This is a genomic window from Brevibacillus sp. JNUCC-41 (genome assembly GCF_014844095.1).
GTDB classification, from domain to species: domain Bacteria; phylum Bacillota; class Bacilli; order Bacillales; family DSM-1321; genus Peribacillus; species Peribacillus aracenensis.
Window position 1 is genome coordinate 5,060,626 of record NZ_CP062163.1, and the last position, 23,517, is coordinate 5,084,142.

The window sequence follows — 23,517 nt, forward strand, 5'->3', positions numbered from 1 at the left end:
ATCAGCTCCCTACTTCTTCTTTTCCGATTGGAATGAATGGGTAACCAATATAACCTTCCCGTACTACGGAATAAAAAGGTCCTATTTCAAGACTTGCTCTGCAATGGTCACATTCGGCAATCTCTGCTTCTTCTTCGACTTCCGACACTTCAAAACATTTCATGCAATATACGTACCGCCGCTTAGGCCCGATAATCACCGTCTGGATCTCAGCTTCAGATAGACCAGCTTCCACCCCGAGCGAGAAGATCATAACAGCATTGTTCCATGCAGCCGCAATATAAAATTGGGTGCCCATCTTTTGTGACAAGATGAATCTCTTAATCTCCTCTTTATCCTCCATTCCGTTAATGGAAATACATTCAAAATGCACTGTACCTGCAAGCTCAGATGTGAAACTTTTCGCCTTTTCATATCCTGCTTGATCAGAAATGACGACAAACTTTCTTCGTTCATTCCGAGGAGTAAATTGATTTACGATTGTAATTGATTTATCAAACAATACTGGACTATTGTACAAGGCCCTATCCTCCTACTTATTGTTTATCTTCGATTTTTTGTTTTTCATCAATACGCCTCAAATATTCGACCGATTGCGGAAGAAACGGGGCTATTCCTTTGTATGCAGCCATAGGTTCCGGAATATCCTGCAGTACGCTATATGTCAGATCAAACCACTCCTGGCGCAATGTCAAATCCTCCAGTGGCAGGAACTGCGTATTCAATACGAATAGAATGGCGTTGCTTCGTGGCATACGATAAAATTTTTGTTCTTCAACACGCAAACGAACAAGTTTACCTGCATTTTCCGGTGTTATCCCTGAACGCTGCGGTCCCCAGACATCCATCGTTTCATAGTTGACATCCCAACGGTCAGCCATCAGGTTCCAGTTGATGCGTGTCCATGGCTTTCCTGGCTCAATGGATAATAAAAACTTACGAACACGATCTGCCAGTTCATCGCCTTTCCGCGATACAAATGGAACGGGTGCATGGATTTCATCAAAGGACATGCCTTTATTCCAGTTAGCTGAGAAGAGTGCGGCGTATGAAACTTGTCCCACTTCCAAATAGAAATTACTATCGCGATGAACCATTAAAACAAAATCATTGTGGAAATGGCGCCCTATATAATCAAGAGGCTCATTCGGAAGCGTGCTGGCATCGCCATACACGAATGAATCGGATTCCCCGAAAATATGGTTCTTGAAAGTCCAGTTGTCTCCATCTTTAATGACCTCGAAATGCTCCGGATAGCGATCAGTTGCCATGTCGATGAGCATTTCCAACACTTCCCATTGCATTTCCATTGTGTGCGAAAAGGATTGAAACCTTATATGCGGCTGTTCTTGAAGGAGACGACGCTTCGTTTCCACTTGGAGTCTGTATTCTGGTGTAACTTCAATACAGTTAATGTTTGAGAGTCTTTTCAAATCGTTTGAATAACGATAGTTACCTGAAGTGAATGGAAATGGAAATGTCTCTAAATCAGTTGTTTTGAAATCTAAACTTTGTGTAAACATTGAACAATCTCCTCTCGTTCCCTAGATTCTTTAAATTGCGTTTTTCTATTTAGCTTCCTTTAATTCAACGGATGGACGCTCCATGTCAACTTCAAAACGGAAAATGTATTTCGATGAAACATAGTAGGTGACTAAAGCGACAAAGTATGTTGGAATTCCGGCAGCTGTATGAAGGAAAAAGTCACTTGCTTCAAAAGTCAATGGATTATAAAGTGCCCAGTAAACGATCGTTCCAATGACCACCGTCAGAACTGCCGACGGGTTAAGGCCTTTCCAATAAGTATAAGAGCCCTGTGTGTCATACAAATCCCTTATTGAAATGCGTTGTCGCTTTACAAAAAAGTAATCTGCAACGACAATTCCGCCAAGAACAGCCATAATAAAGGAAATGACAGCAATGAATGAACCAAATGCATCGTAGAACGTCGAGCTTAGAAGTAAGAATATGGTCGGTACGGTTGTCCCCATCGCAATCATCCATGACTTTTTCGGGAATACGGTTTTAAAGCTGACAGCTTGTGAGTACATAAGGAAAATGGCTGCACCGACATTCCCAACCGAAAGTAAAATCAAGCCAATGAAGCCGCCCCAACTTCCTGCGATGGAAAACATCCAGTCAGAAGGATTAAGTGAACCAGCGACTAATGCAGCAATGGCCCCAACTAAAGCTGCGATACAAACGATGATTCCATAGCTGTAGAATCCTGCTTTAAATGCTCCTCCTTCTGTTTTAGATAAACGGCTGTATTGACCAAGGTATGGCAGCCATGAGAATCCGAGACCGATATTTAATTCCAGGGCCGTCGCGAATGAACGAGAAGTCGTTTCAAATGGCTCGGAAGGAAGTATTTGAGCGATTTTAGTGAATCCCTGGCCAAACAAGACTATTGCGAGAAGACCAAACATGAGAACCATAAAAACCGGAACGGCTACTGCGGTATATTTTTGAATCGCTATCGGTCCCCTCACCGTTACTAGAAATGCACAAATGAAGAGTAAAATCGAGAAAAACGGCGCTCCAGTTGCTTGGCTTGAGAAAATGGCGGGCATCCCCATCCAATTAGCAGCCTCTGCTAACGCCTGGCCGGACATGAAAAGCGCAATGGAAATGTAGCCGAGAGTTAAAATAAGAAAAACAAAGAAAAAGATATTGGATCCTAGATACCCTAGTGAACTTCGAAACCCTACAAAAGTATCTATGCCATAACGCGCAAAATAAAGGGTAATGGGAACAATCAACAGCAAAGGGAAGGCGTTACCGAATAATATCGCTGCAAGTGACTGCTTCACATCAAGCATTGTACCTGTGTATCCACCAGTTAACAGCCCAAAAGATGAGAGGCCAATAACAACCTGAACCAAAATTAAATCCCGAAGATTAAAAATCCGGTCATTTTTACTTGCCGGTAAAAAACCAAAGGCCACATCCTTTGAAATGGAGGCATTATCTTTACTCACACGCTTCTCTCCCAACTATAAAATAATGATTGTATCGCTTGGAAATAAGACTGTCATTGTTTTGGGTGAGCTAAACAAACTACTTTAGACAAGTGTATAGACCAGGTAAAAGATGATTAATATCATGAGAAAAATAGAACCTGTCGCATCCTTCCATTTCATTTTGTCGATTTTCACGGCATCTTCCTGCTCATACGCATTGATCCGCTCATTCAAATCTGAATATAGATTTTTAATAAAGGGATCTTCAGAATCGATATTCTGTTGGAACTGATTCTCTTTACTCAAAATCGCTTCTCCCTCCTTTGCAATCGCGCTTTCCAGTCCCTTCTCTTTACTTTAATGCAATAAACATGCCAATCAGAAAACACCATGCTTACTGGGTTTCCAATAGGAAGAATATTCATTTTTGAAACTATTGAACAATTGTGAAATTTCTGTAATATAAAAACTAGGAAGTTAAATGAAAGGCAGGTAGACATAAATGGATCACTTCACCTCTGCACTCTTGTCTATTTACGATCAGCTTATTGTGACAGATAAAAATGGCACCATACTGAAATCGACCGGAACAGGAAACCCCTTATTCCAAACAGTCAAATCCGCTAATGTCGGCGGTTCCATCAAGGATGTTGAACAAGATTTGTTTTCCATAAGCGTGGCAGAAGAGATAATGGGCAAAAATGAAAAAAGATCTTTCATGCAGTCCTCATGGCAGGGGCCGGAAATGCTGATGACGGCATACCCGATTGAATCTGGGGCATGGGTGTGGGCCTACAAAGAAATTAAAGACTCGTATCCAGATACATCAAGGGGGCAATCGGGGCCTTTGTTGGAATCGAAGAAGCCATCTTTTCCATTTGTGATCCGCAGTAAACCGATGCTTGATGTTCTGCATAAAATGCAAATGGTTTCCGATGTTAGCGCAACAGTCCTTTTATTGGGGGAATCCGGTGTAGGAAAGGAAATGGCCGCCAGGGCCATACATAATATGAGTAACAGAAGCGACGGTCCGTTCATACCTGTCAATTGCGGTGCAATCCCGGAAAACCTGATTGAAAGCGAACTTTTTGGCTACGTAGAAGGGGCTTTTACCAACGCACGGAAAGACGGCGCCAAAGGGAAATTCACACTCGCCCATAAAGGTATCTTATTCTTGGATGAGGTTGGCGAGTTACCGCCTAACGTACAGGTAAAACTGCTTCGCGTCCTTCAGGAACGCGATGTCACACCAATTGGGAGTACGACATCACACCCTGTTGATATTCAAGTGATTGCCGCAACAAATAAATCGCTCGAAAAAATGGTGAAAAAAGGTGAATTTCGAGAAGACTTATATTATCGCCTTCATGTCGTACCTATCCATCTTCCGCCGCTTAGGAATCGTGTAGATGAAATCCCCCACCTGGTTCAGTTTTTTCTACAAAAGTACAATGCACTATACAATCGAAATGTGGCTTTCACCCCGGATGCAATCGACTTGCTATGTATCTATCAATGGCCTGGTAATGTGCGCGAACTTGAAAATACAGTTGAAAGGCTTGTGATTACTAGCGGAATGCCGGAAGTAGATGTTGCGTTGGTTAAAGAGGTCCTTCCTTTTAAAGGGCCCAAACCCGCTTCAATACCTGTTATCGATTTTCTGATGCCTATGCAGGAAGCAGTCGAGCTTGTGGAGGAACAGCTCATCAATATGGCGATGGAACAATACAAATCATTAAAACTAGCAGCGAAGGTATTGGAAGTCAGCCAGCCTACGATGAGCAGGAAATATAAAAAATTACGTAATAAAATTGAGGAGGCACGCTTTTCACCAGTGGATAAACGGGCCATTTTAGAAGAACAAATAAATCAACGGCTTCGTTCCATTGCCGTTGTAACTGCAGCTATCATTCCAGCTGAAGAGGTTATCAGTCTGCAAAAAAATATGAACCGGCAAACTTCCTATTCCCAGAAATTAAAACAAAAACTTACCATGATTCAAGAAAAGGAAGGCGTAATTGAATGGGTCTTTATATTTATCATGACGGAGGATGGACGTCTGATTCACCTCGTTGCAGACAAAGGCTTTGTAATTGAACCAGGGGAAGAATATATTGGTCCCCCTGAAATGGTTAATGTCGCATACCAGGCGTTTAATGGTAAGGCTGGTGTGACTCCGATATATGAAGACAGGTACGGTGAGTGGAAAACAAGCTTTGCGCCTATTATTGATGATGACGGCAATATCGTTGCTATTGTAGGTTGTGATTACAGCAAAGCCTATTTCAATTCGGAAATGCAACGTCTCCGTAAACAACTCAATATACATGTTTGATTTCAGGATGCAGTCATGCAGGATCAAAACGTTTGGGGAATAAAGCAAAAAAATAAAAGCTGATGACAGGAGCCTTCTTGAACAGGCTTTTGCATTCAGCTTTTTCGGTATTATCAAACCATATATACATCATGAACATAATGCAGGAGTTAAAATGGCATTAACGCCACCCATTTTTCGGATCTAACTGGTTTTTCCCATATTGACCATACTTATAGGCAATAGTATATCTTGTTCTTCCACTATTCTCTTTTATAGTAGTTTTACGATTTATCTCCAAGTAATTCTTTAACATAGTACTTCTACGTTAAATCCTCCAGGCGCTTCTACATAGAACGTATATCTGTGTAAGCGTTGTGGAGGTTTCACCATGAATCCATCATCCTTCAACCGTTGATTGATCCTGTTAACTTGCTCTTCATTTTCTTGTATGAATCCAACATGAAAAGTCTTCGGGTATCGTACATCGCTTCCTTTCATTAGAGTCAATATGGAACCATCATCATCTTTCATTGCAGCGAACCCATCTCCCCGGCTTCCTGCACATGACAATCCAAAGTATCTTTCTAAAAACTCCCTTGATGCTGTAACATCATTAACTGTTAAATTTATATGATTGATTTTCATTACTTCCCCCCATTTTAATATTATTGTTTTCTTTCCGTCTCTCGGTAAAAAAGTTAATTTTCCCTTCCTATTTTGTAAGGTATGCCTTCTTTTTCGTTAAAATGTTAGTATTTCCCTTCCGATTCAGTGTATAATCATCCAAGCTACCGCATTTACAAGATTTAAAAAGGCCAACCAGTAAAAACTGGCTAGCCTTTGGTGCAACTCAATTACAATATTTTTTCATTTTCAAGGCTGGTGTTTGACTCCACTTTCTTAGCCAATTTAAATTTATAGAATAATATACAGGCTATCAAAAATCCTATCCCATAAAACAGTCCGACTCGTTGAGTAGGATCAAAGACAAGGAATACTAGAATCAGCAAACAAAAGCCTAAACAAAACAACGGGACAAATGGGTAAAAGGGTACTATGTATTGTAAATCTTCCGTTTTACCACCCGCTTTTATAAATTTCCTTCTAAACATATATTGCGATAAAGCAATTCCCATCCATGATATCGTGACGGAAATACCAGCTATGGACATAAGTATCACGAACACGGTATCGGCCGCAATGAAGCTAGTCAATAACGATAGAAGCGAAAAACAGATTGTAAAAAGAAGGGCATTCAATGGCACTTTCCGCTTGGATAATAGACCAAACACCTTGGGTGCCATTCCGTCATGAGCCATCGACCAAAGCAACCTTGTGGATGCATAAAGACATGAATTCCCCACAGAAAGAATGGCTGTCAAAATAATGAAATTCATGATACCTGCTGCATAAGGAATCCCGGCTATCTTCATCAAAGTTACAAAAGGGCTTTCCAATAAGCCTAATTCCGAAGAAGGGAATATGGCGGAAAGGATGATGATGGACGAAATGTAGAAAACAATGATTCTAAATAGTACGTTTCGAATGGCTTTAGGGATATTCACTTCGGGTTTTTCACTTTCCCCTGCCGCTATTCCTATTAGTTCTGAGCCTTGATAAGAAAATATTACATTCATCATTGTCACAAAGATAATGGTAATCCCCCCTGCTGGAAATAGACCAGAAGGAGCCAAATTCTCAAAGAATGGGGTTGGACGATCAGATAAAGAGACAAAACCAAAGATGCCTGCGATTCCAATCAAGATAAACAAAATCACTGCAACGATTTTTATTCCAGCGAACCAATATTCCGCCTCTGCAAAACCTCTTGTCGTTAATGCATTCAAAGTAAATAAAAGCACTATGAACACAGCACACCAAATCCAGGTAGGACTATGGGGGAACCACTGTTTCATCAATATCCCTGCAGCCGTGAACTCAACTCCTGCAGTGGCGGCTGAACCTACGAAATACATCCATCCTAGAGAGAAACCAGCGGAAGGCCCTATATATTCGGTAGCATATTTCTGGAATGAACCTGTAACCGGCATATGAACGGCCAGCTCGCCTAGGCAGACCATTACCATATACAAAATAAGACCGCCGGCTAGATAACCGACAAGGGCCCCTCCTGCCCCTGCTTGGTTAATGGTATAGCCTGCATTTAAAAAAAGGCCTGTACCGATTACGCCGCCAAGTGAAAGCATAAATAAATGGCGTCTTTTCATCGAGCGTTGCAGCTGATCATTATTCTCCAGTCCATACCCCATATAATCACTTCCTTATCTTATCTATTAGCCTATCCTTCTCCTAAACTATCTTAGAACCTCAAAGAGAGACAACTAAGTCCGCCATCTTGTTTTTGAAATTCAGTCACCTCCACATCAATCACTGTGTATCCCAAATCTTCAATTTTTTTCTTTGTACCCTCAAACCCTTTAGGGACAATAACGCAGTCGTTCATTCTTACGCAGTTACCCGAATATTCCTCTTCCTGTTTTACGATTATTTGATTGAAGCCAGAAAAAGCCTCGTGATTAATGAATTCCCCGGCTACTAATAAATTATTGTCTCCCAGGTAATTGACACCCGTTTTTAAATGAAAGAACTTCTTAAGGGGAATGATCGTCGTATCATAACCATATTTAGCCATAATATCTTTGAACTGAAGAGCACCTGTTTCATTTGTTCTAGTTGAAAGACCAATATAGAAGTGATCTTCAACTTGCATTACATCTCCGCCATCCAACATACCTGGAGATTGAATATATTCGATTGTGTCATAAAAGTTCTTTAAAACTTCTCTCATTTCATTAATTTCACCATTCCGGCTTTCTGCACCAGGATTCGTTACAAGGGCACATTTTGGCGTCAACACGGCTGTATCTTCCACAAACGTGGAATCAGGGTATCTCTCATCGGGTTCGAGAACGGTCACTTTCACACCGCAGCGTTTTAATGCTTCTACATAAGCATCGTGTTGTATAAGAGCTTTCTCATAATCCGGGTTTCCTAAATCCGATGTTGTTAAGCCATTTACATAACTTTTTCCAATCTTTCTTACAATCGCGTGTTTAAACATATATAATCCTCCTAAATAGGTAGTTTATTTTTTTGGCTGTTTTCGCATACTTTGTTGCTATTTACCAAGTAAAGCGGTGTGGTTGATTTCCCCTCCAGATGCTCGCTTTCCCCGGGGCGGGCGGTGAACCTCCTCGGCGTAAACGCCTGTGGGGTCTCACCTGTCCCGCTGCTCCCGCAGGAGTCTCGCACTTGCGCTCCAATCAACCGTAAAGCGTTTTGTTTTAAAAACAACAATCTTTACGAAAAGAGCCATTTTTTTAAATGTAGGCTATTAACCTTTTTGAACCAGAAGTTCTTTAAATGAAATTTCTTTTCATCACTTTGCTGCACTTAACTATTCCAGAAGCGGAAACCATGGAAAAACCAGTCATGATAGGGAGAAAAGACACCGTAAGTTTTCTTTTAAACTATAACGGGTGTCTACACCAGCCCAATGCTTGCTCAATTATTTTAATGACCGCATAATTTATCCGCTATACCTACAAAATATCTTACTCCGTACCCTAAAGCCTTCTCATCGATTTTAAATTTAGGATGGTGTAAAGGGTAAGCTTTTCCAAACTCATCATTATGAACGCCTAGAAATTGCATGGAAGAGGGTACGATTTCGGAAAAAGCCGAAAAATCTTCTGTCCCGAACATAGGATCATCAACCTGGATGATATTATCTCCTTCAAAAATACCTTCCATGACCGTTCTTGAAATATCGACAGCTGCTTTATCATTTACCACGGCTGGATACCCTAAGTACCAAGTAATTTCACATTTTGCCCCATGCGTTTCTGAAATCCCCTTAACGATCTGCTCTAGATACTCCCTTGCTTTCAATCGGCTATCAGGGTCTAAGGAACGAATGGTACCACCGATTTCCGCATATTCAGGTATGATATTGAGCGCACTACCTGAATGGAACTGAGTGACTGAAATGACGGGTGTCCTAAGAGCCGAAATTTTTCTCGAAACGATATGTTGAAGATTCGTCGTAATTTCTGCACCAATGAGCAGCGGATCTACCGTTAATTCCGGAGTCGACGCATGACCGCCCTGCCCAATGATTTTAATTTCAAAATCATCGGCTGCTGCACAGAATACCCCTTCCCTTAAACATATCATCCCTGTTCGTTCATAAGGAGTAACATGCAGTGCAAATGCATAATCCACCCCTTCCATGACCCCTTTTTTCACCAATTCCTGAGCTCCCCCTGGCAGAACCTCTTCGGCGTGTTGGAAAATAAACCTGATTTCTCCATCGATCGCATCTTTTTTCCCAGAGAGGACTTTAGCAGCACCTAATAACATCGCAGCATGTGCATCATGTCCGCATGCATGCATAATCCCAGGATTTCTTGATTGATAATCAATTTCTGCTTCTTCTTGAATCGGGAGTGCATCAATATCGGCACGAAAGGTGATGGTATTCGGTTTTCGGGCAGATTTTTTTGCTCCTTTGAGAACCGCTAAAACGCTCGTTTCTGTAGGTCTCGTCACTTCTAATCCTGTAAAGGTTTTTAATTTCCTATAGATGAATTCAGAAGTCTGGTACTCCTGATATGAGAGCTCCGGATTTTCGTGAAAATGACGTCGCCATGAAATCACTTCATCGACAACTGTCTCCTGTATTGTCTTCATCATAAATGCCTCCTCAATCATTTAGTGCCAATATTCAGACTTTTAAAGTCTCTAAAAAGGGCCATACTGTATGCTTTGAGCAATGATCAAAAAGATAATTGCTACCGCAACCTGAATCAAAAGATACGGAAACACCCATTTTACCCATTTCGTAAATGATATGCCTGCCACTGCCAGTCCAGCCAATAGCACTCCAGAAGTCGGAAATATCATATTCGAAATCCCATCCCCTAATTGAAAAGCTAACACTGCGGTTTGTCTTGTCACACCCATCAAATCCGCCAATGGAGCCATTATCGGCATCGTCAATGCGGCCTGTCCACTTCCGGATGGAACAATGAAGTTAAGAAACAATTGGACAATGAACATTCCGATTGCATTTATGGCGGGAGGAAGCTGCTCAACCAATCCTGCAGCATAATATAAAATCGTATCCAGCATTCCACCACTTGTAATGATGACCAAGATTGTCTGCGCAATTCCTATTATCAATGCCCCGGAAACCATGTCGCCCGCTCCTGAAATAAAACCATTAGCCATCTTGGATGGAGTCAAGCCACCAATCAGGCCCATTATGATCCCGCTTAATAAAAACAAGCCGCCAATTTCACTTATATACCATCCTAATTTAATAACTCCATATACTAATAGGATGAAATTCACCAATAAAATTATTAAAGCAGCGCTATGTCTTTTACTCATCCTAAAGTTTTTATCAATATGTGCATGTTCTTCACGCCTGAATTTCCCATACTCCCCCTGTTCAGGATCTCTTTTAACCTTCATTGCATGGAAATAGATGTACAATACTGTAACGACATAAAACACTGCAAGAAGAGCGATCCGCAATCCCATTCCCGAATACATGGGCAGTTCTGCAATGCTTTGGGCAACCCCTACATTAAAAGGGTTCGTAATGCCCGAGATGAATCCAGTCGCCAATGTTCCAAGGATGACGATCGCAAAACCTGTAAGGGCGTCAAAGCCCAATGCAATCGTCATCGGAACAATGATTGCGATATAAACCAATGAATCTTCAGCAGAGCCGATCAGTGTCCCTAATGATGCGAAGATTAATACCATCAACGGAATAAGCAATCTCTCTTTTTTTCCGAATCGGACAGCCACAAACTTAATGAAAGAATCCAGTGCTCCTGTTGCCTGCATGATTCCCAGTGCTCCGCCAAACAAAAAGACGAACAAGATAATTGACGCTCCTTCAATCATCCCTGCGTGAATGCTGCTGAACATTTCCAATAATCCCACTGGTGTTGATTCAACGAATTCAAAAGAAGTGGGATCGACTACACTTCGGCCATCCTTTTCAATTCTTTCATATTGGCCCGCGGGTAAGATATAGGTTAAAACCGTCACGATTACAATTACGATAAACATTAATACAAAAGGATTAATCCCTTTTTCCGGTAGCTCCGTCAGTTGGTTAAGCGGCTTATTTTTCTGATTAAGCGGCTCGGAAGTGATTTGACCATTAGGCAGGTCATTCATTTAAATTCCCCCAGTTAAAGTTTTATACTTTTAATCCAGTTCTCCTGACGGACCATCACTTCTTAACCAAACACTTAAACATACTCTTAATTAACTTCTCCAGCATGACGGGCGTATGGACGAAGGCGCTATCGATGTGAAGGCGCTCTGTACGCTGGTGGGCATCCTTGCCGAAAGGACCCACATTAAGTACGGGTGCCTGGAGTTTTTGCATATCCGCGAAAGGAATGCTGTAAGTATCGCCCCAGACTGGTGTATTTTTTTCAAAAGCTGTCCAGCCATCAGACTCATCATTATAATGAACATAGCTTAAATCGCAAAGGCCATTAAAATAATGAATTTGGCTGACTTCCTCACCAAGCATGCTGGCAGTTTCCTTCATTACTTTCACAGATTCCATGATAAGCGTATCATCGGACGTATTGACGGCTGGATAATATGGCGGTGCGAACAGCAATACAATGGCGGGTGAAAGCTCCTGACATTGTATCATCAATTTTTCAACGATCCGCACTGATTTTTCCCGCTCATCCAATTCCATGTTTCCTTTAACTTCACTCTTTATTTGCTCAACAAAACTCCCGCCAAATTTGCCCTCGGCATATGAAAGTAACTTTTCGTAACGCAATACTTGTACTTCACCTACACCTTCAATTTGTTCACGAAGGCAAAGCCCTTTATAAGATTCATTGCATTTCATCGCTGCTTCGTTAGCAACCTGTTCGAATAGGTCCATTATTTCTGCAGCTGTCCTTTTCATAATGAACACATTATAAAGCGCGGCTGCCCGATAAGGTGTCTGTGTTGAATATTGTAGTTTTAGATCTTTTTGCTGAAGCGATACCGGTAAAGGTGTTTCCTCACCAAGATCACTTTCTTGAAAAAGAGTGTTCCACTCCATGAGCTGCGTGAGGAACGAGGCTATATAGTTAGCCGTCATGCCCTTTAATGGCTCACCTACATGAGTTTCTTTCCCATAAAAAAGTGCAGCGGGCATGATTTTCCCCAAAGTTCCGGAATAAATATAATGGCTATTATCGCCCGGTTTCTGTGAAAAGGACGGTTCACTATTAAAAAACATTTTATAGGAAAGGCCATATTTATCACGTAAAGTCACAAGTTCTTTAACTGCAGCCCTCATTCCCGCGGAATTCACTTCTTCATCAGGAACTGTTAACAGCAGGAGATTGATCGGCCATTGTTCGATGCTTGCCTTTTCGATGATAGCCATATGAAGGGCAAGACCCATTTTCATATCCATCGTTCCTCTACCAAACAAGTACTTTCCTGATTCAAGATCAATACGCGCTTCTTCCGGTAGTTCATCTTTCCTCTCATGAAGTTTTTTCGTGAGCTCCTCTGGTTGAAATGCAAGAGTCTCAAGATCACCGTATTCTTCAGTATGAACCGTATCAAAATGGCTAATTAATACAACAGTCTCCTTGCTATCGGGATGTTTATAAAAGGCATTGACAAAGTTCCTCCCTAAATCAGCTTCGTGAAGCGATAAGTGCGCCGGATTCCTTTTAAAATAATCAAGCTCCCTCAATTTCTCTTGCACTTTATACGGAAACAATTGTTCTCCTTGTGTAAGAGTACGACTATCCCAGCTAACAAGTTCACATAACAAAGCACGGAGCGTTTCTGGAGTCCCCCATAGTAATTGACTCATTCCAATCCCCCTTCATTGATATTTGTACGCACCACCGGGCAGGTTAAACAAGTTGGACCGCCAGTGCCTTTGAAACTGATCTCAGTTCCTTTGTATTCATAAACCGTTGCTCCCGCATCAATAAGCTTTTGTTTTGTGTAAGCGTTACCAGAAGATATCACGCAAACCCGCGGAGCAATGGCAAGAACATTACAGCCCAAGGTCAAGTACTCATCAACAGGCACTTCGATAAGCTGTATGCCTCGTTCAATCAGCATTTTTCTGAAAAAGACAGGCATAAGGCGGGAGTGAACCACTGCTAAATCCTGGTCGACCATACTGATTAAAGACATAAGATGGAGACACTCTCCCTCTCCTTGATCATGCGGAAGCTGAACTACGATGAATTCTTCCACAAGATGAGCGGTCATTTCTTTTATTTGCCGAATGGCTTCAGCGTTTGTACGATAACCATGTCCGACAACTAGGGTCTTATCATCAAGCCAAACGATATCACCGCCATCCGCAACCGCATCACCCGTTAAATACCCAATAATCGGGATGTTCTTTTCCCTACAAAATTCTTTGTATACATTAGCTTCAGGCTGTCTCAATTCTTTCCCGGACTTTAAAATAATGGCTCCTTGGCTAGTGAATTTGACCGGATCATGAGCATATAAGGAGTCAATGCCGACTACCGAAGATGCTGGCAAATAATCGATGTTTGGAACATATTTCTCCAAAATGGAAATAAAATCACCATACTCTTTTAAAGCTTCGTTGAAATCTGGCTCTTCCGCATAATTGAAGTTCCGCCATGCTTGGCTTAAATGCTCTTGACTAATAAAAGCTTCTCTCGGATGTTTTACAATGACACGTTCCAATGGATTGTACATGGACGAACAATATGTCACTGCCTCCCCCTCCTTTTCCGCATAGCGGAAAACGTTTCCGCTAATAGGAATTTTTCTTTTATTATAAAATCAACTTTGGTATAATGTCAATATGTTTTAAATTTTCAAATAACTTAAGGTTTTATTCAACTTGTAATGAAAGATAGGTGGTTTGTTTATGCAGTCGATCGACCGTGCCATGAACGTTATAAAGGTGCTGGTTTCCAATTCATCGGAAAACTGGCTGTCAATTACGGAACTTTCCCAAGAATGTGATCTTCCTGTCAGCTCCATGCATCGTTTGTTAAAATCGATGTCCTTGCATGGATTGATCCAACAGGACGGGCAATCCAAACAATATGGTTTGGGGAATATTTGGCTCGAATATGGTTTACGTATGTATGACAAAATGGATTACATCAGCCAAATAAGGCCTGAACTGGAAAGGCTGATGAACAAAGTCGATGAAAGCGTCTATCTTAGCCAGCCAATAGGGATGGAATCACTCGTTATCGAACGAATCGACAGTGAAAAAAGCCAAATCCGGGTTTATGACCAGCTTGGCTCACGAGTACCTATGCATATTGGGGCTGCCAATAAAGTGATGCTTGCCTATATGCCATATAATCAAGCCAAAATAATCGTGGATGCTCTTGTGCCAATTCAAGAAAGAGCAGCTTTTTGGGATATATTGCAAGAGACTAAAATGAAGGGACATGGAATCAGCCACAGTGAAAGGACAGAGGGAACATGTTCTGTTGCCGTGCCGATACTGAACCATTTTGGGGAAGTTCACGGTGCAGTGAGCATAGGTTTTGTCAGCTTTAACCTGACAGATGAAAGACTTGATTTCCTCATTAAGAATGTTATGGAAACTGGCAATCGGGTTTCTGCAAAATTGGGGTATAGGGGAATATGAATAAGAGAGCAGTGGAGGATTATCGGTTAAGCCGAAAAAGAAGATGAGTCATTTCATCTTCTTTTTCGTTTTTATATTAATCGCTGCCGGTCACAAATAAATCTTCTTTAAAATAGGCGAGCACCTCTCCGGCCACCACTGGTTCACCCTCCAATACCTCCAATGATTCTATTTTCCCGCTGACACCCATATCTATGATTTCCACATGTCCATCTGCCTTCTTAATCTGAAATAATTGTTCCCATTCGTAAAATCTCGAATTTTTGGATATTGAAATTTTTTCAACCCTGCCTTCACATGGGCTAAGAATCACATCAACGTACATTTACATCATTCCTTCCTTCAGTATTCTTCAAAATGAAATGGGGTTTGTAATACCAACTTGAGAAAGTTTTGGAACTCATGTATATCTTCTTGTTCAATCCCAAGGGTCGGAGCCCAGTATTGATCTAAATTAATATCATTTGCACAAAGCAGGATCATTCTTCCGCTTTGCATGGAAGTAACCATTGCTTTACCGAAAAACTGGGCCGAATATACAATGGTCACATCATATCTATAATCTTGTGACAATAAGCAATAATGATGAATAGCCTGGTTTTCTTTATTTTCGGAAAGAATATCAAAATTCAACGGATTGCCTCCTTTCTTGTAAGCCCTAATTCGCTCAGAACCTGACCCAACCTCGGAGCTGAGATGCTTCTGCTATTTTGCGAATCCCTTCAATATATGCAGCCACTTTCATGTTCACGGAATATTTTTTTGAAGTATGGTAGACATTCAAAAAGCTGGCCGTTATCTTTTCCTTCAATCGTTCATCCACAAGCTCTTCCGTCCAGTAATAACCTTGGTTGTTCTGGCACCATTCAAAATAAGAGACTATCACCCCTCCTGAATTCGCCAAAATATCCGGGACTAGCACTATACCTTTATCATCGAGGATCTTGATCGCTTCCTTTGTTGTCGGCCCATTTGCCGCTTCGATCAGGATTTCACATTTTAATCGTTTTGCATTTTCATTATTCACCACTCCGCTAATAGCTGCGGGAATCAGCACATCACACTCTTTTTCCAACAATTCTTGATTGGATAATGAATCTTTGTATAAGTTCGAAACGACCCCAAAAGAGTCCCTGTTCTCCAAAAGGTAAGGAATATCCAAGCCATCCGGATTATATAAGCCTCCAAGCTCATCCGCAATTCCGACAACCTTAGCCCCCATTTCATGTAAATACAACGCTAAATGACTGCCAACATTCCCGAATCCCTGAATGATTACCCGCATGCCTTCAATAGGAATCCCCTTTAAATCACATATCATTTGAAGTGTATATAATACTCCCTTGGAAGTGGCCTTTTCCCTGCCCTTCGACCCTCCTAATCTCAGAGGCTTTCCCGTAATGAACCCGGGAGAATCGAATTCCCTGATGTGATCGTATTCATCCAGCATCCAGGCCATGATTTGTGAATTCGTATACATATCAGGTGCCGGGATATCTTTAGTAGGGCCCACTATTTGACTTACTGCCCTGACATACCCTCTGCTTAATCGTTCTAACTCAGATGAACTCATCTGTCTGGGATCACACACAATGCCACCTTTTGCCCCTCCATATGGAAGATCGGTTATTCCGCATTTCAAGCTCATCCATCCGGCCAATGCCTTAACTTCTTCAGGAGTTACATCCGGGTGAAACCGAATCCCCCCTTTCGTTGGACCGGCTGCATCATTATGTTGAGCACGATACCCTTGAAACATCCTTGTCTCCCCATTATCCATTTGAATAGGAATACTGACTTCCAGAAAACGCATTGGCGCTTTCAAAAAATCAAAAACCTGATCTGGATAGCCCAAAACATGAATCGCTTCTTCTAAGATATCCTGGAATTCTTGCAATGGATTATCCAATTGCCGTTTTTCAATCACCTTAATTTCCCCTGTCATTTTAGCACCTCACTTTTATTCTTATATCTTACTTAAGCAACTTTCATGCCAGCTTTGAAGATTTCGTGTGGATAGCCATATACCGCCATTTGCAATCATCACTATCACACATACCATCATCAGGAAATATGTATGAATTCATAATCAATTCAGGTTTGCATATGTAAACAGCGATGATTAAATAGATAAAAAAACGCATCCCTTATAAGATGTGTCAGTCGGTGACCATCAAGTTTGTCTACAGTCATTTAAGGGATTGTACAATTTGAACGTTGCCTCCAGTCACCCACGGGCGGTCCGCCCTCTGCGTTTTGCGCCTGCTGGGTCTCCCCCGGAGTTTCCGAATGCTTTCAACCCGGACAACAAGTAGACGTAAAATATTGTTGATTGCTGCGATGCCTGCTTTCTCTGCGATGAATGCAAAGAAGGAGGCCACATGGACTTGGTAAGGGGGCCGTGGTCAACTATTCTCAATACATGCTTCATTCAAATAAAAAAAACCAAAAAGGTTTTGGAATGAAACTATTCCAAAACCTTTTTGGCTACAAACTGACTCATCCTTATCGGATCAGTTTTTACTGTCAAAGTCTCATAGCTGAATTTCTTCAACCTGGTATTGGGGCGGAGCCTTCCGAAATGCCTTTGTGATATATAATAGATAACAAAAACCAATAATGAACCAACTTATCCCCATTATTAGGGAACTTGTCTCAAGATTGATCCAAAGAATTCCAATTGCTATAGCTCCAATTAAAGGCATTATTAAGTATTGAATACACCCCTTTATCGTTCGATGTTTCTTTTCCCGAATGATAAAATGGCTGATCACTGAAAGGTTTACAAAGGTAAATGCCATTAATGCACCAAAATTGATCAGTGAAGTCGCTGTCACTAAATCGAAGAATAAAGCAGACAATGAAATGACTCCAACTATGAGTACATTAATGGCTGGAGTCTTCCACTTAGGGTGAATAAACCCAATCCATTTTTCCGGAAACACTTTATCACGTCCCATAACATACAAAAGACGGGAAACGCTGGCATGCGATGCTAGTCCCGAGGCTAGCGTATTGACGAAAGTCGTACAAAGAAAAATGGATTGAAATAGCTTCCCACCTACATAAAGGGCGATTTCCGGTAATGCAGCATCCGGTTCCTTAAAACGGGATATATCCGGAAAAAAGAGCTGAATAAAGAAAGATGCGGTAATGAAGATGATTCCACCCCAAAGTGCAGTTAAAAAAATCGCTTTTGGAATCGTTTTTTTCGGATCTGGCGTTTCCTCAGATAGGGTCGTTACCGCATCGAATCCCAAAAAGGAAAAGCATAGGATCGTGGCCCCGGTTATTATTGCCGAAACTTCCATTCCTTCATTTACGAAAGGCTTTATCGTAAACACTTCTCCTGTACCTTCTCCAGCATTTAAACCTTTGACAACAAGAATGATGAACACTACCATGATGGCAATCTGAATTAAAACAAAAAGCGCATTAAAGTTAGCAAGTACATTGACACTCCGGAGATTGAAAATGGTGACGATTGCTACGAATAATACTACCCAAATCCATGTAGGAACCCCTGGAAATAATGCTGTGAGATAAATTTTGGTCAACAATGCATTGACCATAGGTAAAAACAAATAGTCTAACAACGAAGACCATCCCACCAGGAATCCTAAATGCGGATTTATGGCCTTTTGCGTATAAGTATAGGCAGAACCTGCAGCAGGAAATACCTTTACAAGTTTTCCATAGCTTGCAGCTGTAAAAAGCATCCCCACCAATGCAAAGATATAGGCAGTCGGCACATGGCCGCCCGTAATCCCAGATACAATTCCAAATGTATCAAATACAACCATGGGGGTCATATATGCTAACCCCATCATAACGATTTGCCATAATTTCAGTGATCTTTTCAATGTAACCTCATTTTCCATCTATCATTCCTCCTTGAAACCGCTTTCAAATCAGTGGGTCAATTTTTTAAAATAGATAAATCTTCATGCCTCCCTCTTTTAAAAGTTTTACCTGTATACCTTAATGCAAATTCTGTGCCACATGATTTCGGATTACTCGACCAGCGAAAAACGCCAAAAATGCTACTTAATTCCTGTATTCTTACCGGCATATGATTGATTTAAAGAAATGAAGTCTTGGAGCATCTCTTCATCGGCGATTCAATTCCCCATAAATTATTCGCCTTTGCATAACGCAAGCCAATGATATGCGTAAAAATCCTCATTAAATCACTTACTGTGAACTGGCATGATAATTGCATAATTAATCATCCATAGGAATTCAATTATATGAGTTTCAAAACTATTATCTTTATAAGAAAATGGAGGAATAGAAAAATGAAATATCCTTTATCCCCTGATGTTAAACCAGAGTTTTGTACCACCGGATCATTTATGCGCTTACCTTCTACAAGAGAAAATGCCAAATTGGCAGTGGTAGGTATGCCCTTTGATACAGCTGCTTCATTCAGGGTAGGAGCCCGGTTTGCTCCGCAGGCAGTCCGCCAGGCATCCATGACGTTGTTTCCTTACCATCCGATTCACAATGTATTTCCGTTTGACGAATGTAATGCAATTGATATTGGGGACGTTTCGGTGATTCCCCATAATATACATCGAAGCTATGAGTTAATTGAAAAGGCTATGGCAGACTTGATGAAAAACGGTATCATTCCAATAGGCATCGGAGGAGATCATTCAGTAACATTGGCTAATCTAAGAGCTGCCGCCAAAATACACGGTCCTGTTGCTCTTCTTCATTTTGATTCACATACAGATACCTGGGATACTTATTATGATGAAAAATACTGGCATGGTTCCCCGTTTATCCGTGCATATGAGGAAGGCTTGCTCCAAACGGATAAAGTTTTCCAGATTGGCATCAGGGGTACGCTCAATCATCCAGGAGATATAGATTCAAGTACAGATCTAGGTTACAATGTGATAACTACGCCTGAACTGAAGAAAAGAGGAATCGAAGATGTCGTGAAGGAAGTCAAGAAAACCATAGGGGATACACCATGTTTCTTGACCTTTGATATTGATTTTGTAGATCCATCATGTGCTCCTGGAACTGGCACATTGGAGGTCGGCGGTCTAAATAGCTTTGAAACCCTAGAGATGATACGCTCTCTGCAAGGATTCAACTTTATTGGATTCGACCTGGTGGAAGTCCTCCCGCCATACGATCCAACACAAATTACATCACTATTGGCAGCCACCATCATTCATGACTTTGCCAGTTTAGTAGCCTTACAGCTAAAAGAAGAACAAAAGGAGGAGAATTCAGCCGAAAAAAGTTTATAGAAGCAAACAGTATCGTTTAAAAGGCATCTGCATGTAGTGAGAGCAGATGCCTTTTTTCTCTATCACCTTTTATCTTGTCCTGGATTTCCTCTATAAATCATTTCATATAAACTGATGAACAAGTTCGAGCTATCGGTGTGGGAAAAATAAAAAAACACATCCCCTCTGAAAGAATGGGATGTGTCATCATTTTATTCGTCTGATTCTGCCCCAGGACGATTGGATTGTGTTGGCAGGGTATTCCAAAAGCTTGCATCAACAGTTTCTATTGAATCATCGGCGATAGCTCTGACAGCTGCATCCAAAGTGGTTATTGTTTGCTTTATTAGATAGCCATTACTTTTTTGTCCAAGCGCCACTGACTCGATATTGTGGTCCGACATACCTCGCATCTCAAAGAGCAGTGTGGCAATATCATAACGAACGGCTGCACCATTACGGCCTATATTTTCTCCAGAACCGCCATCATACTTACCAATATGCCCCCAACCAGTTGGTTCAATGGAGTTATATACAACAGCACCCAGTTTTTTTGACGCTTCTAAAACTTCAGGCTTTACGTTAGCATTTGTAGGATAAAGAATTGAACCTGAAACAAGTTCACCATCTGTTTCGCTTAGCGTCCCTTGATGATGTAGATCTATCATGTAATCTATATCGTATTTCGCAAATACATTTTCGTGTAAAGCCTTTACCTCCACTTGCATGGAATCAGTTTTTTTATCATGCTCACGGTTTAAGTCTACCCCATTTGCATTTGCCCGTGTTAAATGCCGATCTCCTTTTGCTAAATAGTCATCAAGAGGGAAATTAACATCTCCCATTGCCCCATCTGCATTTAACATGGGAATGATCAGTATATTAACATTTTCCAATAAACCTTTAGTCTTATTAGTGCCTAGATGTTTAATGAATTCCAGTGCACCTTCAGTAGTCAGTTGTTCATTTCCGTGCTGTTGAGTTAAAAATAGTATAGTAGGATTCTTAGGATTTGAAATATATTTCGCTAAGTAAATATCCCTCCCTTTTACCGTTTCGCCGATTACTTCCAGTGCCAGCCTTTCTTGTTTAGCATCCTGCGTTTTAAGATAGCTTACCAGGCTTTCATATGTATGAAGTTTTGAAGTTGTCACTTGACCATTTCCAGCACTGGGACCATTTCCAACCGCTCCGACTGGCAGCGCAACAGCTGTAACTGCGCTTAATGTCATTAAACTAGATAATGAAACTGTTAGGACCTTCTTTTTAAAATTCAATAAAAACCCTCCTTAAAATTTAATTACAAAAAAATAACCATTAATAATATTCTGACATTTTTAACACTTTGTGTTAATAGTGGAAAATACCTATGTTCCAAATCATTTTCTTCTGATCTACAATGGCGATATTCAAAAAGCATTTTCTGGTTGCCGAAACCGATCAGGAAGAAAAACCAGGCGGGTACCCGTCTGGTTACTAATTAATTTGATGAAACTATCAATTTTTATTATTGCCTGCCCTCCGTCAGTGGAATTGACTCGTATTGTTCCGGATTGATTTTATATACTGAGCCATCAGTAACTCCATCAATTATTCCATATAACCCTCTTTCCACTGCTTGAATAAGCATGCCTTTTTTCTTTTGGCCAAAAGACTGTGTCTGGCCTCTAACTTCAAAGAGCACTGTCCCACTTCCGTTTAAAGCAAAGGCTCCTAAAGCCGTTCCAGGAAGATTTTGGTTTTGCGGATATAAAGATATATTTCCATATGGAGAATTACCTTGTTCTTTCATAGCATTATATACCGCTACATTCAATTGTCTGGAAAAATCGTAATTATAGTTTTTGGCATATTTGGCATACTCTTGTCCTGAAGGCGAGCTTGGATCAGGAACAAATTGAGCGGAAAGCGAGTATGTGACTAAATCATCCGTTCCATCAATTTCATAATAGGGAGCTTGGTGGTGCAAGTCCACAAAAACCTCCACCTTTCCATATTGCTTCAGGAGAGACTTGTAAACATCACGCGTAGTTTGTGATTCAGGTGTTATGAACCAACCAGGGGTGGATGATTTTCCAGGGAAGTCTTTAGCTTGAGGAGTATAATTTAAATCAGGATTAAAGTCACGATTGACATCGAAACCAGGATTGGACTCATAATCGAATGATTCATTTTTGTATGTATAATAGTTCCAAGATGGATTCGCTCCTGCTAACTGTGGAAACTGTTCCACGACCTCTGACCAGGTCATATCATTTCCCCGGCGGTTCAATTCAGCACCATCCGGATTCATTTTAGGCAAAGCCACCAAGGTAATTTCTTTACGAATTTTCTCCGCTTCAGGAGAATTGGTCCCCAAAAACTTCAAGACATTCAAGATGGCATCCGTACCAGTTTTCTCATTTCCATGAATCTCACTTTGAATTAAAACGACTTTGTCACCTGTTCCCACGGTTGCTTTATAGATTTCTCTATTTCTATTGGAATATCCAGCTACATCCACTTTCACCTTACCTTGGCTAGCACTCGCAATTTGTTTTAGCTTTTTCCCTAATTCAGCATGATCTGTAAAACCTGAAACCGAAAAAGTTTGTTGAATGGGTGTTCCTGGGGACGTTTCATTAGCTGCAAATGTTGGTGCCGCAATACTCGCCGATAAAACGGCAACTCCTAGAGTTGAAACAATTTTCCTATTTTTCATATTACAACAATCACTCCCTAAAAATATTATTCTATCTCATTATACAAAAGGGCAAAGTAGAAATATGTTGGAATTTGATGTCGTATTATGGATTTTAATGATCGGCCTAGTGGCCTTGGATATAGCCTGCTCAGTTATATACATAATTGGGCAAAAGAAACAGGGTGCTGAATATATTACATTGAAGTAAGTAGTACTAATTTTAAACTACTTTCGTATTGCTTCATTAAAGTTCGTCTTTTTAACGCCTAACTCCCTAATGTTCCCAAAAAAAGAGTAACCATTTAGGTTACTCTTTCTAAGGTTAATTGCTATTATTTTTATCGGATCATTCATGAAAGACCCTTTTTATGGCTGTGATTCCGGCTACTAGACTAAAATGTCAAGATAGTAAACATAGTTCAAATTGCTGAATAAAAGAGTTCAAATTCTGACATGCTTAAATAAGATTGGCCAAGAATTATCACCCTTTATTTCTTCTTTCCGCTAGGAATATCTAAAAGTAAAATTTCCCGTTCTTCGCTTACCCAATGATTCTCAACCGGGTCTATTATATCACCACTAAATTCCTTCCCTTGCTCAGAATCCTGCTTTGCGAAAAAAACTTC

Annotated in this window: 20 protein-coding genes; 3 read left to right on the top strand and 17 right to left on the bottom strand. The window is 40.8% G+C overall.

The features are described 5' to 3' along the window. Position 1: 1 nt before the first annotated feature. The 4 genes from JNUCC41_RS24415 to JNUCC41_RS24430 all read right to left on the bottom strand — a co-directional run bounded on the left by JNUCC41_RS24415 (position 2) and on the right by JNUCC41_RS24430 (position 3,269). Positions 2-520, bottom strand: a complete 519-nt coding sequence (locus tag JNUCC41_RS24415) for a hypothetical protein (RefSeq protein WP_192205241.1) — start codon at positions 518-520, stop codon at positions 2-4. A gap of 16 nt (positions 521-536) precedes the next feature. Further along, complete coding sequence (locus JNUCC41_RS24420; protein ID WP_192205242.1) at positions 537-1,523, bottom strand: heme-dependent oxidative N-demethylase family protein; 987 nt, start codon at positions 1,521-1,523, stop codon at positions 537-539. A 45-nt stretch (positions 1,524-1,568) separates the two neighbouring features. Beyond that, positions 1,569-2,981 carry a purine-cytosine permease family protein gene (locus JNUCC41_RS24425; protein ID WP_192205243.1) on the bottom strand — a complete coding sequence of 471 codons (1,413 nt, stop codon included), beginning with the start codon at positions 2,979-2,981 and terminating at the stop codon, positions 1,569-1,571. Positions 2,982-3,065: 84 nt separating this feature from the next. Then, positions 3,066-3,269, bottom strand: a complete 204-nt coding sequence (locus tag JNUCC41_RS24430) for a hypothetical protein (RefSeq protein ID WP_192205244.1) — start codon at positions 3,267-3,269, stop codon at positions 3,066-3,068. A 196-nt stretch (positions 3,270-3,465) separates the two neighbouring features. Here JNUCC41_RS24430 and JNUCC41_RS24435 point away from each other — a divergent pair, with 196 nt between their 5' ends. Further along, positions 3,466-5,298: a sigma 54-interacting transcriptional regulator gene (locus JNUCC41_RS24435; protein ID WP_192205245.1), complete on the top strand. Its 1,833-nt coding sequence runs from the start codon at positions 3,466-3,468 to the stop codon at positions 5,296-5,298. Positions 5,299-5,586: 288 nt separating this feature from the next. On the opposite strand, the gene JNUCC41_RS24440 is transcribed toward JNUCC41_RS24435, so the two are convergent. From JNUCC41_RS24440 to JNUCC41_RS24470, 7 genes are all read right to left on the bottom strand, one after another. Beyond that, on the bottom strand, positions 5,587-5,925 hold the full coding sequence (locus JNUCC41_RS24440; RefSeq protein WP_192205246.1) for a VOC family protein: 339 nt from the start codon (positions 5,923-5,925) through the stop codon (positions 5,587-5,589). A 209-nt stretch (positions 5,926-6,134) separates the two neighbouring features. Beyond that, positions 6,135-7,550, bottom strand: coding sequence for an amino acid permease (locus JNUCC41_RS24445; RefSeq protein ID WP_192205247.1), 1,416 nt, complete (start codon positions 7,548-7,550; stop codon positions 6,135-6,137). Positions 7,551-7,600: 50 nt separating this feature from the next. Continuing rightward, positions 7,601-8,362, bottom strand: a complete 762-nt coding sequence (locus tag JNUCC41_RS24450) for a dimethylarginine dimethylaminohydrolase family protein (protein ID WP_192205248.1) — start codon at positions 8,360-8,362, stop codon at positions 7,601-7,603. A gap of 452 nt (positions 8,363-8,814) precedes the next feature. Continuing rightward, positions 8,815-9,993, bottom strand: coding sequence for an amidohydrolase (locus tag JNUCC41_RS24455; protein WP_228467709.1), 1,179 nt, complete (start codon positions 9,991-9,993; stop codon positions 8,815-8,817). 51 nt (positions 9,994-10,044) lie between these two features. Beyond that, positions 10,045-11,388: a YfcC family protein gene (locus tag JNUCC41_RS24460; RefSeq protein ID WP_370662590.1), complete on the bottom strand. Its 1,344-nt coding sequence runs from the start codon at positions 11,386-11,388 to the stop codon at positions 10,045-10,047. 166 nt (positions 11,389-11,554) lie between these two features. Then, complete coding sequence (locus JNUCC41_RS24465; protein WP_192205251.1) at positions 11,555-13,171, bottom strand: M20/M25/M40 family metallo-hydrolase; 1,617 nt, start codon at positions 13,169-13,171, stop codon at positions 11,555-11,557. Then, a complete protein-coding gene (locus JNUCC41_RS24470) occupies positions 13,168-14,046 on the bottom strand; it encodes a dimethylarginine dimethylaminohydrolase family protein (protein WP_192208322.1) in 879 nt (292 codons plus the stop codon). Before JNUCC41_RS24470 ends, JNUCC41_RS24465 begins: the two co-directional genes overlap by 4 nt. Before the next feature lie 175 nt (positions 14,047-14,221). On the opposite strand from JNUCC41_RS24470, the gene JNUCC41_RS24475 reads away from it, so the two are divergent. Continuing rightward, positions 14,222-14,962 (top strand): IclR family transcriptional regulator, encoded by a 741-nt coding sequence (locus JNUCC41_RS24475; protein ID WP_192205252.1) that lies wholly within the window; start codon positions 14,222-14,224, stop codon positions 14,960-14,962. A 76-nt stretch (positions 14,963-15,038) separates the two neighbouring features. Here the strand turns inward: JNUCC41_RS24475 and JNUCC41_RS24480 are convergent, their stop codons facing one another. From JNUCC41_RS24480 to JNUCC41_RS24495, 4 genes are all read right to left on the bottom strand, one after another. After that, entirely contained in the window at positions 15,039-15,287 is a 249-nt protein-coding gene (locus JNUCC41_RS24480) for a biotin/lipoyl attachment domain-containing protein (protein WP_192205253.1), read from the bottom strand. Positions 15,288-15,304: 17 nt separating this feature from the next. Continuing rightward, positions 15,305-15,595, bottom strand: coding sequence for an SAV0927 family protein (locus JNUCC41_RS24485; protein ID WP_192205254.1), 291 nt, complete (start codon positions 15,593-15,595; stop codon positions 15,305-15,307). A gap of 34 nt (positions 15,596-15,629) precedes the next feature. Then, positions 15,630-16,907, bottom strand: a complete 1,278-nt coding sequence (locus tag JNUCC41_RS24490; RefSeq protein ID WP_192205255.1) for a Glu/Leu/Phe/Val family dehydrogenase — start codon at positions 16,905-16,907, stop codon at positions 15,630-15,632. Between the two features lie 589 nt (positions 16,908-17,496). After that, positions 17,497-18,843 carry an APC family permease gene (locus tag JNUCC41_RS24495; protein WP_192205256.1) on the bottom strand — a complete coding sequence of 449 codons (1,347 nt, stop codon included), beginning with the start codon at positions 18,841-18,843 and terminating at the stop codon, positions 17,497-17,499. Positions 18,844-19,260: 417 nt separating this feature from the next. On the opposite strand from JNUCC41_RS24495, the gene speB reads away from it, so the two are divergent. After that, on the top strand, positions 19,261-20,229 hold the full coding sequence (speB, locus tag JNUCC41_RS24500; RefSeq protein ID WP_192205257.1) for an agmatinase: 969 nt from the start codon (positions 19,261-19,263) through the stop codon (positions 20,227-20,229). Positions 20,230-20,420: 191 nt separating this feature from the next. Here the strand turns inward: speB and JNUCC41_RS24505 are convergent, their stop codons facing one another. Next, positions 20,421-21,485, bottom strand: a complete 1,065-nt coding sequence (locus JNUCC41_RS24505; protein WP_228467444.1) for a M14 family zinc carboxypeptidase — start codon at positions 21,483-21,485, stop codon at positions 20,421-20,423. A 230-nt stretch (positions 21,486-21,715) separates the two neighbouring features. Then, entirely contained in the window at positions 21,716-22,909 is a 1,194-nt protein-coding gene (locus JNUCC41_RS24510; protein ID WP_192205258.1) for a M14 family zinc carboxypeptidase, read from the bottom strand. Between the last annotated feature and the right edge of the window lie 608 nt (positions 22,910-23,517).